The following is a 12,389-nucleotide window of genomic DNA, read 5'->3' as shown; positions in this document are numbered from 1 at the left end:
GCGTAATGGTGGGTGGTACTTCCATTGTACAAGGAAACATATGACGGTCTCTATTTTTTTTACAAATTATTACTCCGAATTTTGGCAAGTACAGTTAAATATATGAACCATACTCGAACCAGTCAAAGTCCGCTACCTGATCGGAGGACTGACCGTTACTGCTACTGAACATACCGATACAGCACCCGACAAAACCGCCAGCTACCTCCGTGCTCAGACTGGTCGTGTCCACTTGTCCTGCAACCAGATGGTATTCGCGTCCATCTGTGCTGTAATAGAAGCTGAGCTGCTGCCCAAGCGCAGCCATTTTGAGGTAGACTCGCGGAGTCTCTCCATCCAGCACAACGCGTCCAGCTTGTGATTCCACACCGCCAAGCCAGGTCATGACTCGCAGCACCTGATGCCCTTCTTCGATTGCCCGCTCTATCCGCACATGATACTGGTCGTTCTGAATAACGACCAGACCGGCTGTTTCATACTCATGCTGCGGTACAAATTCCATGGCCGCTGCTGCCACGTAATCCATATGTCTTTGCCGCACACAGACAAAGCTGGAGTTTTCAAGTTCCTTCAATGTTTGCGGTTTCAGCTTCAAGCGCAGGTATCCTTTGCGTTCCGTCAAGGAATACAGGTCCTCCTGCAGATTACGCAGGAACATCCACTGCAAGCCCAGATGATCATGGTCAAAATGTTCACAGCGCAAATCTGGTGCCACAGGCGCAGCGGGCAGATGAAGCACACCCTTCTCCTCCAGCTTGCCTATTCCACGATTAACAACAGGCCAGCCATCCTCCCATTCCACCGAGGCAATGAAGGTTTCGCGGCCAAGGTTGCTGAAATCTCCGCCATACGGTCTGGAAGCCAGCATCACCATAAACCATTGTCCATTAGGTGCCTGCACCAGGTCAGCATGTCCTACATTGATTACCGGATAGTGCTTGCCCATATGACGATGCGTAATAATCGGGTTATTCGGATTGCCGACATACCCCCCGGTTAAACTGCTGCTGCGTGCAATTGTGACCGCATGGTTCAGACCTGTACCACCTTCTGCAATCATCAGGTAGTAATAATCTCCGATTTTGTATAGATGCGGACTTTCCGGCCAGATGACATCCACCATCGCCCCGCGCCACAGCACATAGCTGTCACCCACCAGCCTCATGCTGCCCAGATCAAGCTCCCGCAGCCACACTTCCCAGTTCCCGTTATAACGAACTCCCTCGGAGCAAGGCCGTGTCCCCAGATAATACGCTTTACCATCTTCATCGAAGAAAATCGTTGGATCGATACCTTCCGCTCCTTCAATAAAATAAGGATCGGACCATGGCCCCGCCGGGTCTGTAGCGGTCACTACGAAATTTCCGCCATGGGACACATTGGTGGTGATCATGTAGAAAAGCCCATCATGATACCGAAGCGTCGGGGCAAAAATCCCTTGCGAATGCCCCGCTCCCTTCAGATTGAGCTGCGAAGCACGGTCCAGCACATTGCCAATCTGCTTCCAGTGAACCAGATCGCGGCTGTGAAAGATCGGCACGCCCGGAAAATATGCAAACGTAGAAGTGACCAGATAAAAATCATCCCCCACCCGGCATACGGACGGATCAGGATAGAATCCTGGCATGATTGGATTGTTAAACGTACATAACTCGCCTTGATTTGCATTGTTCATTCTTTTACCCCTCCAATGGTGAGTCCAGTGACAAAGTATTTTTGCAAGAACGGATACAGCAAAACGATGGGCATTGCCGTCACAATGGTAATCGCTGCCCGAATGGATACAGGGGTAACCATGTTTGTCACATTTTTATATTGATCCACATTGACGGTTCCCCCTTGTGACGTTGACGAGGATAACAGCTTCATTAACTCATATTGCAGTGTTGTCAGGTTGCGGTTGCCTGCCGTATAGAGCATGGAGTCAAACCATGAGTTCCATTGACCCACAGCTATAAATAAAGCAACTGTAGCCAGCACCGGCTTGGACAGCGGAAGCACAATACGCATGAAGATGCGAAAATCTCCGGCTCCGTCCATCTTGGCCGATTCAATCAGTCCCTCCGACAATCCCTGAATATAGGTACGAATGACAATCATGTTAAATACACCGATCAGGCCCGGAATAATGTATACCCAGAAGCTGTTCAGGAGTCCAACCTGTTTGATCAGCATGTACCCGGGGATCAAGCCGCCGCTGAAATACATCGTAATCACAAAGAGTGTTGTGACAAGCTTGTTAAACATGTATTCCTTGCGGCTCAGCACATAAGCCAGCATAGCGGTACAGAAGAGCTGCACCACCGTTCCGACGACGGTTCTCGCAACCGAGATAAATGCCGCTTGGGTCAGATGAGGATTCTGGAACACGGACACATAATTTTGCAGCGTCCACTCCCTCGGCCAGAGATAGATTCCCCCGCGAATCGTATCCAGACCGTTATTGAAAGATACGGCAATGGTGTTTAAAAAAGGATATAACGTAACAACCATAACAAGCAACATAAATATGCCATTGGTGATCGAGAAAATAGAGTCACCCAGGCTTCGTTTTCCACTAATTCGGTTCATAGCGCTTCCCCCCTCATCATATCAACCGCTCTTCACCAAGAGATTTGGCAATCCCGTTGGCGATAAAGATGAGCACCAGACTGACTACACTTTTGAAAATCCCGGCTGCGGTAGCAAGGGAGTAGTTTCCAAGATTAATCCCGTATTTCAGTACGAAAATATCAATGGTCTCGGATACATCCTGCACCAGTCCGTTCCCCAGCAAGTATTGGATCTCAAAGCCTGCATTCAGCACGTTACCCACGTTGATAATCAGCAGGATAATGATGGTTGGTTTGATGCTCGGAAGGGTGACATTCCACATTTTGCGGAAGCGACCCGCTCCATCAATGGAAGCCGCCTCGTACAGACTCGGATTAATGGAAGCCATCGAAGCGAGATAAATAATCGTGCCCCAGCCAATCTCCTTCCACATGCTGGACAGACCTACGATGCCCCAGAAATATTTCGGTTCGGCAAAAAAATTGATCGGCGTGTCGATAAGCCCCAGCTTGGTCAACAGCACATTCACAATCCCGTTCTCTGTTGATAGTACATTCGCAACAATCCCTGTCACGATAATCCAGGACAGAAAGTGCGGCAGATAGGATACCGTCTGTACAACACGTTTAAATAAAACCATACGCAGTTCGTTGAGCAATAGCGCCAGCCCAATCGAACCGACAAACCCGAGAAACAGACTGATGAGACTCATCGCCAGTGTGTTTCGAATGACACGTAAAAAGGTAGGGTCCGTAAACAAGGTTCGGAAATGATCCAGCCCCACCCACTCCTGCTCCATCAAGCCCAAGCCTGGTCTGTAATTCTGGAAAGCCATCAGCCAGCCCCATAAAGGACCGTAGGCAAAAATAGCAATAAACGCAATGAAGGGGAAGGACATCCACATCAATTGACGCTGACTTTTCATTCTGGACAAGTTATATCCGATCCAGCTTTTCCCTGAAGGAATATGGCTGGTATTTAACGAGGGCTGCAGCTCCTTTTTGGCCATACGTTCTCTCTCCTTGATTACAAGTTTTATCTATATCATCCAACGCGGATGATTCGAATCCATTCCAGTCCAATAAGCACACGTCTATGTGTTGAATAAGAAAGGCTATAGGGATGCCCCATAGCCTCTGACTTGCTCACAACTTTACTTGCGTATAGTGCTTGTGGTATTGCTTATCATTTTTCTTGTTGTATTTCTTGCCAAATATTTTGTGGTGTTACTTATCGTATTGCTTGTCACATAGCTTGTTGTATTTGCTTGCGTTACTTGTGGTATAGCTGTCATGCTACATGTAGCGTTGGTCCGCCATTAACCCCACAGCTCTACACGTCTGCGAACCTCTTCGGTCAGCGCATCCTCATAAGCTTTAATATCCGCGCTCTCTTTCAGGGTCGATTGATATTCTTCCCATGTTTTATCGAACTCGGCCGGAGAAGTCATGATGACTTTCGGCAACCATTTCCGCTTCACATCATCCATCTTCTGTCTGGCAATCGTCTCTGGTTTGTTGGGTTCGAAGTTGTACGTATAGATCGGGAACCAAGGCTCGTTATCTTCTGCTGGCTCCAGGAAATCGGTAAATTTGGTGTATCCGTAAGCCTTGAGCACTTTTTTGTCGATATCATTCAAGGTTGCAAGGTACTCTTCCGGCTGTTCTTTCGGGTCCATTGCATTTTTACCGTCTGCTGTCATGCCTTCATGATGCGGGAAGTACACCAGCGGGCTTCCTGTGTTCGCAAGCACCCAGTCCGGATCTTTGGCATTGGCACGCTGCTCCTCATTACGGGAAAATACTCCTTTGTCATCCACCTGATAATCCACATCTTTCTGTCCCCACGTTCTGAGAACCTCAATCTCCGGATCAAGCAGGTCGTTAATGTATTGCAGTGCTCCTTCAACATCTTCACAGCTCTTCGTGATCGCCAGTCCGCCGTTAACATTCAGGATTGGCTTATGCTGATAACGCCCCTTCACATCCTCGGACAATGTAATGGACAGCGGCACGTACGTTCTTTCATACAGCTTCTGTTTGACAAGTGAAGCCTCTGCATCAAGGAACTGCCATCCCTGATCGACCATGCCCAGTACACGTCCTGTTGAAATTTTGGAAATGTACTGATCGTAGTTGGCTGTGAACGTTTCGTTGTCTACGAGTCCTTTGTTGTAAACCTCATTGATCTTTTTAAAATAAGCCTTCGCTTCCGGAATCGTATTATAGTTTTTCGCTGTTAATGTAGCCTTGTCGATAATAGCGGCCCCTTCGTTCGGATAACCAGCCAAGAAGAGTGGTGGGTTCTCCAGCGCGAAGTAACGCCAGTCGTACGAGATAATCTCAAAGCCAATCGTTGGCTGACCGTTAATCGTTGGATTGGCTGCTTTGTACTTTTCGATCAGATCGAAATACTGATCCAGCGTTTTGATCGTTGGGTAATTCGCCCACTCCAGCACCGCTTTTTGAATCCAGAATGCTTCCCCATCATGGGACACCTTCATGGAATCACCCTGCACGTTGCCGAATTGTGGAATGAAGTAAATGTGACCGTCGGTTGAATTTTTCATCTTTTTCCAATCGTCACCGAGATAGTTTTTGATATTTGGATATTTGTCGATATAGTCTTCCAGTGGCACAAGTGCACCGGCAGACACCAGCTGCTGTGTACCATCACTGCCATCAATAAAGTCCGGATACTCTCCACCTGCAATCATGACACCGATTCGTTCTTTGGCCGTCTGGCCTGTAAGCCAATCCATCGTTACTCTTACACCCGTCTTTTCCTCAATGGCCTTCATCACACGATTATCGTCAGGTGCAATCTTGCCAGGTACGGCAAAAAATGCGGAAAATTGCTTCAGTTCCTTGCCGTCTGCGGTCTTCTCATCCGTTTTTGATGCTCCTGGCGTACATCCAGCCAGCACTACCGTCAGCATCAAAGTCAGTAAAACGAACTGCCTGAATCTTTTTCTGACATCCTTTTTCATCATGACCCCTCCAGCCAAGTATGTTGAGAATCGCTCTTTGGAAAGCGCTTTCCAAAGGCTGACTTAAAATTATCATTGTTACCTGAGCCGCTCAACGGGACAAATTATAGACCTCATCCCAATAATTCCAGATATGCAAAAAATCCTGCTCCCCTCTCAAGGGGGACAGGAGGATTAATCTGCAGTATGCATTGCTTGTGCCCTTTTTCGATACTGGGCAGGCGTCTCTCCCCTGATTTTCTCAAAGCGGTTAATAAAATAATCCGAATCCCGATATCCCACCATCACTGCAATCTCATACACCCTGTAATCCGTTCTGCGCAGCAGCCGGGTGGCCTCTTCAATTCGAATCTGATTCAGATAATCACTGAAGCTGACGCCGTAATGTTTTTTGAAAATCTGTCCAAGATACGCACTGTTCATATAAAACTGCTCCCCGAGCAGCTTCAGGCTGATATTATCCATATAGTGCTCATGAATGTATGCTTCGACCCGGGCCAGCACACCCATTGCATTCCATTTCTGCCGCTCCTTCAGCTTCTCCGCACATTTGTATGAGAACTCACACAGATTATCGATATTCTCTTCCATCGACAGCATGGCATAATTCTCCTGCAGAAACGTCGATTGCATCCATTCCCCGTCCAGACTCAGATCGCTGTCGTCTCTGTTAACCAGTCCGAGCAGGGTATACGCCAGATAATGCAGATGGATACCTACGATGCCCGGCTCTATGCGCTCCTCCAGAAAAAATTGAAAAACAGCCTGTGCATGACCGCGTATATCCTCGGTACGATGCTCCTCGATAGCCCGAATGAGTCCGTCAAAAAGCTGTTTCTCCCGTCCGGCGGGCTGATTGTTAAACACACCTGTATCCATATGTTCAAAATAATAGATCGGACCATATGCGCTAAAGAAACGCAGGCTTTTAATTTTACCACAGGAGTAATAGGACTCATGCAGCTCCTCCAGCCTGTTAACTTCCCTGCCGGCATAAATGGCAATCGCTGCACTCTGTATGCGGCTCAATTCGGTATACAGCCGCGTGACGTATTGTTCGAGTGATACAGCCTCCTGCTTCAGCAGCAGATCGGTTACAATATGGAGCACCCTGTTTTTCTCACCTGTAAAGGACTTCAGGACATACCCGGCATACTTTTGGTTTAGAGCAGCTTCCACGTGTAGGCACCCTTCTGTCTGCTGCTTTTCCTGCTCCGACTCTGTTTCAATCATCAGACATCGATATCTGGTTGCTGTCCCGTAAAGGCTTTGCACATGATCAACTGTATCCTCATCAGCCGTTCCTAGCAGGATCGATTGCACATGCTGAGCGAGAACGATCTGTTCCTGCTTTTCCTGATGCCGCTTTTCTTCTGTTCTCTCCCGAAAGAAATCTCTGAAGGCCTCCAGCACTTGCTGCAGCTCGTCCTTGACAATCGGTTTGAGAATATAATCGTTTACCTGATACTTGATCGCTTGTTTGGCATACTCAAATTCATAGAATCCGCTGAGAAGCACCATTTTCATCTCGCCGCCATACTGTTCATATATGATTTTGGCAAGCTGCATCCCGTCCATCTCAGGCATTTTAATATCGGATATAACGAGATCAGGCTTCACAGCCCGAATACATTCGAGCGCCTGTACGCCGTTTGAAGCTTCCCCGCAAATCTGAAATCCCATTGCGTTCCAATCCATCAGCAAAAGTAGTCCTTGGCGAATAAATGGCTCATCGTCCACAATCAGCACGTTGATCATATCCTCGCTCCTTATCCCTGAGATGCTTGTACAAGAGGAATTTCAATCCGAATCGTGGTTCCCTTGTACCTTTCACTGACAATGTGCACCTGTACACGTTCATCAAAGTACATTCGAAGCCGTATAAAAGCATTCATCACCCCGATGCTGCTAAGCTCGCTGAGCCGCTCCAGACTTGGATCAAGCATCATATTGCGCAGCATAGACAGCTTGTCTTCATCCATACCAACCCCCGTATCACGTATCACAATGTGCAGTTGCTCTTGCTGCTTCTGGAAGCTTACTTCTACAACACCATCACTTGAGCCGCCCTCGATGCCATGTATGCAAGCATTTTCTACAAAGGTTAATACGGTCAGCTTTGGTATTCTCATCTCCAGAATGTCCTCATCGCCAGCATGGATCACGAACTGCAGCTTCTCGCCAAAGCGATACTGCTGAATAACCAGGTAACTCTCGACAAACCGAATCTCATCCTGGACGGTAACCAGATCATTGCCCCAATTGATCGTCTGTCGCAACAGCAACGCCAGCTTCTGAATAATGTCAGACGTTTCATGCTCATCCTTGATCAGACTTCGCATTCGAATGGTTTCAAGGGTATTAAACATAAAGTGTGGGTTAACCTGGCTCTGCAGCGCCTTTAATTCAGCCTGTTTCTTCGAAAGCTCCAGCGCCTGCCGTTCAACCTGTCCTTTAAATACAATCTCGATCAGATTCCTGATTTTGACCACCATCATGTTATAGCTGTGGGTCAGGCTGCCGATCTCATCCTTGCCAGCGGGTTCTGTGATCACTTCGAATTTTTCCTGTTTAACCTGGTCCAGATGCCTCGCGATTCGTCCTACTCTGTCAACAAGCGATCTGGAAATCAGCCAGATCAGCAGTGTCGGCACCAGCAAATTAAGGATAATAAGCAGCAGCAGATTCGCTCTGGAGTCAATCATCTCCGTTAGAAAATCCAGCTTCTCTCCACGAACGATAATTTGCCAATTTTCCGATACAACAGGAATGGATTCCGTGGATTGCGAAGCATCCAGCTCCATGCTGGACATAAGGTTAAACGGCTTCCGCGCCTGATTCATCTGTGCATCATTGGAGAAAATAATTCGATCATCCGAAACGATATAGATTTTGCCGCCAGCGCCCTCATTTTTGAAAGACTTATTGATGAAGGCATAGTCGAGATCAACCTTTAACACCTTCTCCACCTGCTGCTTCCCGAAATAATTCAGTTTGCGAATAATGCTGACCTTCCGCCCGCCTTGACTTTGCGACATCTCCGCCTGCTGCTTGTCAAAATACGAGTAGATCATCATCTGGTCGTCCGTGTTCATCAGTGCCTGATACCATTCACTCTTCCTGATGTCATCGTTCAGCTTGATAAAGTTGCCTCCGTTCACGAAGGTATCATTGTCTACATAAAAGGTCACCTGGTTCACCTGCTGGTAGCTGTAATAGTACCGAACCAGATTGTTGCCGCTCAGCATATCATAATATGCAAAATAATAATCTTCCTGATTACGGTATTTGGACTCCATAAACCGATTCAGCGTGGCATCCGTGTATAAAAAATTGGATACGTACAGGCTGTTGTCCAGACTGTTCCGCAGATTAAAACGAATCCGCTGCTGCATTTCATTGATTCTGCTCTGCTCCTTCGCTTCGATCTGTCCCTTGATGCTCTGATAGAACACGGCATTAGTCGCCAGCACAGGTATCAGCACACAAAAAATAAACAATATGTATAACTTCGTTCTAAGACTCCAATCATCCAGCACCTGAATACGCTTACAAGCTAACTTGCGTTTCATAATCGTTGTTGTCTCCCCCACCCGTGTCGTCCATTAACACCATTATAACGAGCAATGGTGATAATGGAATACACGTTTCGGATTAACATCTTACATATTTGCGTTTAAATCCAAGCTGATTGCGGTCCATTGCCTTTTGAATATTATCGGAGGCACTGATCAGCTTGCTTTTTGGCTTGTCCTGACCGACTTGCACAGGTCCAACCTTCTTCGCCGTTTCTACGGCCAGATCATGCAGCGAAACATAAGATATGGCAACGGTATAGATAAACAGATTCATGGCTATTTTCGCACGTTCAGGAGCGGTGTGAATGGTCTGCTCCACCTGTGCAAGCATCTGTCTCAGCTTATCCTCCTCAAACTCGGCATCCTTGCGGCTGCCCAAAAGCCAGCAGTAACAGCTCCACCCGCCGGACATTCGCAGCTCTTCTCCACTGACAATCCAGCTATCTGCAACGTCCTGTGCTATATCCGTCTCGGCCAGCGTCACAGCAACCACATAATCGGATAACATGTAGAAATATGCCGCATCCATCCAGCGCTCAAAATCGGCAGGGCTCATCGCTTTGGGATCAGCAATAACACCAGCAAAATACATCGCATCATAATTGCCTGTAGCATACAGCTGTTCAGCCAGCGGCTGATCTTTCTTGATCTGCTTGGCCATCGGTTTCATCGCCCCTGTCGCCACACCAAACAAGGGTTCATGTGCACCGTTGGACAGATAGATTTTTTTCGTACGTTCCGTGCCTAAAGCTTCAAGCTCCTGCATAACCTCATTTACATTCATGTGAGCAGCTCCCTTTGTAAGGATTAAGTTTACACGAACACTCCGATGACAGAACTCCGTTAAAGTGAAAATGAATCGTTTAGTCTCATAGTAATTAAAAGCAACTCGCGCTATACATAGCTTCAAGTTTTGAAATACTTTTTATCAGTCTAGCACATCAGGTAGTATGTCCATACATGTAACGTATGACATTCAGCGATAAAATGCTCCATCAGTCATAACAAAAAGCCCAAAGACTTGCAGCGTATGTGCTGCGAGCCTTGAGCTCTCTTGTAGCAAATCATTTTTACGGACACTCCGATGATGATGTTAAACCGAAGCCTGCGCCCCTATGCAGGTGATGATCGTATCAAATGGAGCGATATGCACTGTCTGCATTCCATACTCGGTGTCAATTGTTGTTGTCTGCGCCTGGTCACTGTTGTTGATCACAACCAGCTTGCCGCTTTCGGGATAATACGCACATTCGATAAGTACATTATCCGTAATATACCGGGCACTTTGGAGTTCATTACCGGCAAAACGAATCAGATTCAGCAGCAGTCTGGCATTCGCCCAGCTAAATTCATATGAGGACAAATAGATGCCTTTCCCTTTGCCAAAATCATGAATAGACAGCGCAATGCTTCCTTCCGTTTCTTGCACCACTTCTGCCGTTCCATCCGTTAGATAGACTTGTGGTTTACCTGTCATAGACACACCTTTTGGCATGAGCTTATGTCGATCCTGCACATCATAAGTCCATTTGCCATGCACCACGCGAGCTCCTGTGTCCTCATCCACCCCAAGCACATGAGCCATGCGAAAAAAAGTATCATAGCCTTCCACCGCTGACGGCTGGTTCATGCCGATGAACGTGCCGCCTTCGTGCACCCAACGCGTGAGCAGCTCCACACATGTCGTATCATGCCAGTGCTCGCCGCCGCTCCACGCTGAACCCGCTCTGCCCGCATTAATGACCACATCGACCTCGCTCAGCACACCTTGACGAATATCTTGAAAATCAATAAACCGGACGTCTAGCGGCAGCCCGGATAATGCCTCGTTCACATGGATCAAATCATGCATGTAGGTTTCGTGAAAATGACCCGACAATGTCCACGACCTCAATCGGCCCCAGCTATGGAGCACCGCTACCCGTGTCCGAAGCTGAAACGGCTTGCCTGCCTGATGCAGCTCCTTGATCTCCCTGAATTCATCTGCCACCTTCTCGATGTAGTCTACAAAGTCAGGATAAGGCTCCACCAGATGCAAATATCCGCCGAGTCCAATCCGGTCAATCTTCTCACGCAGCAGTGCGCGTCGAATGTTAATCCAGTAGTTTTTGGCGTCCAGCGTTGGATTGCCCCCTTCCTTAAAGGTCGGCAGTCCACCCAGTCCGACGGGGAACAGATAAGGGTGAAGACGGATCTCATGTGTATCCACGTTGATGCCCGAGCACATTCTGGCCTCATACCCGGAGAACACACATTTGATCATGCCGTCAAATCCAAACTCCTCAAAGCGCTCATTATACGGCTCCATACCTACCCAGCTGTCATCGTAGAATACGTAGGCAAGCTTGCCATGCCGATGCACGATATCAATCAGTTTGCGGCCAAACCCAATGACAAAATCATTGATGAACGCCATCCAGTCCAGCTTTCGCTGCCCAGCAGGCATATGACTGACCTGGTACTTTCCACCATTCACAAAATCCTCTGCCGTGAGTGAATAGCCATATTTTTCGGCAAATAAATCCAGACCTCTCGAACTTACCGTGAAATCGTATGAGCCCCAGTCCGAGAACAGATGACGGTTACGCTCATCACTGCCCCATATCCAGGCAAAATTATAAAATAGAGACGTAAACCGAACCACCGTTGTTTCCGGGTGAGCAAGGCACCACTTTTCCATCCAATCCAGCAGATAGGTCTGCGTATCCGCATAGATCGGGTCGATCTGCATCAGGTGCTCCTTGTGCCAGTTGTTCGTGGTATGATTGTACATCGAGATTTCTTCCCAGATACGATAAACCATAAAGCTCACTGTGTACTTATGCCAAGGCGTAATACCTGTGAGAACAACGTTTCCGGATTCCCTTTCGTAATTCCACTGGCTTCTTGGCACTTCCCGTCCTGTGGTACGGTCAAACACCTGCCAATACTTCAACGCTTCTCTGGAATCATTCACTTTGAACTGTTCGGCAAAAAAATCCTCCATCAGATAGATGGAAACGTAATCCTGCACCGCTACCTTCGGCTGGGTGATCAGAAAACATTGCTGCAGCTTATCCAGATTCCTCGATGCCCACTCATTATGATCACGGATGATACAGATCGTCGAATAAATGCCGTATCCGGCCTGAATAATCTCCTCCGACAATTTCGTCCCGTCACTATCGCGAATGACATCGGCTCCCCACCGTTCAGCAAGCTCCAAGGTCAGTGCCTCATAACCTGATTCTCCGGGCAACGTGAAGGCACCTTTGGTTGATTTTGGCAAA

Annotated in this window: 8 protein-coding genes; all 8 read right to left on the bottom strand. The window is 47.7% G+C overall.

Translation table 11 applies throughout. From position 1 onward, the window contains the following. Nucleotides 1-94: 94 nt before the first annotated feature. Nucleotides 95-1,675, bottom strand: coding sequence for a glycoside hydrolase family 43 protein (locus HNR77_RS16405; RefSeq protein ID WP_184186416.1), 1,581 nt, complete (start codon nucleotides 1,673-1,675; stop codon nucleotides 95-97). Then, nucleotides 1,672-2,571 (bottom strand): carbohydrate ABC transporter permease, encoded by a 900-nt coding sequence (locus HNR77_RS16400; RefSeq protein ID WP_111269743.1) that lies wholly within the window; start codon nucleotides 2,569-2,571, stop codon nucleotides 1,672-1,674. The genes HNR77_RS16405 and HNR77_RS16400 overlap by 4 nt, the downstream gene beginning before the upstream one ends. Nucleotides 2,572-2,587: 16 nt before the next feature. After that, the gene (locus tag HNR77_RS16395) at nucleotides 2,588-3,562 is read right to left on the bottom strand and encodes an ABC transporter permease (RefSeq protein WP_184186413.1); all 975 of its coding nucleotides are present in this window, start codon (nucleotides 3,560-3,562) and stop codon (nucleotides 2,588-2,590) included. A 309-nt stretch (nucleotides 3,563-3,871) separates the two neighbouring features. After that, entirely contained in the window at nucleotides 3,872-5,542 is a 1,671-nt protein-coding gene (locus HNR77_RS16390; RefSeq protein ID WP_184186411.1) for an extracellular solute-binding protein, read from the bottom strand. A 174-nt stretch (nucleotides 5,543-5,716) separates the two neighbouring features. Next, nucleotides 5,717-7,300 carry a response regulator gene (locus HNR77_RS16385; protein ID WP_184186409.1) on the bottom strand — a complete coding sequence of 528 codons (1,584 nt, stop codon included), beginning with the start codon at nucleotides 7,298-7,300 and terminating at the stop codon, nucleotides 5,717-5,719. Nucleotides 7,301-7,311: 11 nt separating this feature from the next. Further along, on the bottom strand, nucleotides 7,312-9,114 hold the full coding sequence (locus HNR77_RS16380; protein ID WP_184186407.1) for a sensor histidine kinase: 1,803 nt from the start codon (nucleotides 9,112-9,114) through the stop codon (nucleotides 7,312-7,314). An 82-nt stretch (nucleotides 9,115-9,196) separates the two neighbouring features. Further along, a complete protein-coding gene (locus HNR77_RS16375) occupies nucleotides 9,197-9,904 on the bottom strand; it encodes a DNA alkylation repair protein (RefSeq protein WP_184186405.1) in 708 nt (235 codons plus the stop codon). 309 nt (nucleotides 9,905-10,213) lie between these two features. Then, nucleotides 10,214-12,388: a 1,3-beta-galactosyl-N-acetylhexosamine phosphorylase gene (gene gnpA, locus HNR77_RS16370; protein WP_184186403.1), complete on the bottom strand. Its 2,175-nt coding sequence runs from the start codon at nucleotides 12,386-12,388 to the stop codon at nucleotides 10,214-10,216. Nucleotide 12,389: the final 1 nt, after the last annotated feature.

This window comes from Paenibacillus sp. JGP012 (genome assembly GCF_014203995.1).
GTDB classification, from domain to species: domain Bacteria; phylum Bacillota; class Bacilli; order Paenibacillales; family Paenibacillaceae; genus Paenibacillus; species Paenibacillus silvae.
Note: the sequence above shows the minus strand (reverse complement) of the source record. Positions and strands in the feature narration are given on the sequence as shown.

Bases quoted from the DNA above. Each gene is read 5' to 3' on its own strand.
- HNR77_RS16405 (WP_184186416.1), bottom strand. From the start codon at position 1,675: ATGAACAATGCAAATCAAGGCGAGTTATGTACGTTTAACAATCCAATC.
- HNR77_RS16400 (WP_111269743.1), bottom strand. From the start codon at position 2,571: ATGAACCGAATTAGTGGAAAACGAAGCCTGGGTGACTCTATTTTCTCG.
- HNR77_RS16395 (WP_184186413.1), bottom strand. From the start codon at position 3,562: ATGGCCAAAAAGGAGCTGCAGCCCTCGTTAAATACCAGCCATATTCCT.
- HNR77_RS16390 (WP_184186411.1), bottom strand. From the start codon at position 5,542: ATGAAAAAGGATGTCAGAAAAAGATTCAGGCAGTTCGTTTTACTGACT.
- HNR77_RS16385 (WP_184186409.1), bottom strand. From the start codon at position 7,300: ATGATCAACGTGCTGATTGTGGACGATGAGCCATTTATTCGCCAAGGA.
- HNR77_RS16380 (WP_184186407.1), bottom strand. From the start codon at position 9,114: ATGAAACGCAAGTTAGCTTGTAAGCGTATTCAGGTGCTGGATGATTGG.
- HNR77_RS16375 (WP_184186405.1), bottom strand. From the start codon at position 9,904: ATGAATGTAAATGAGGTTATGCAGGAGCTTGAAGCTTTAGGCACGGAA.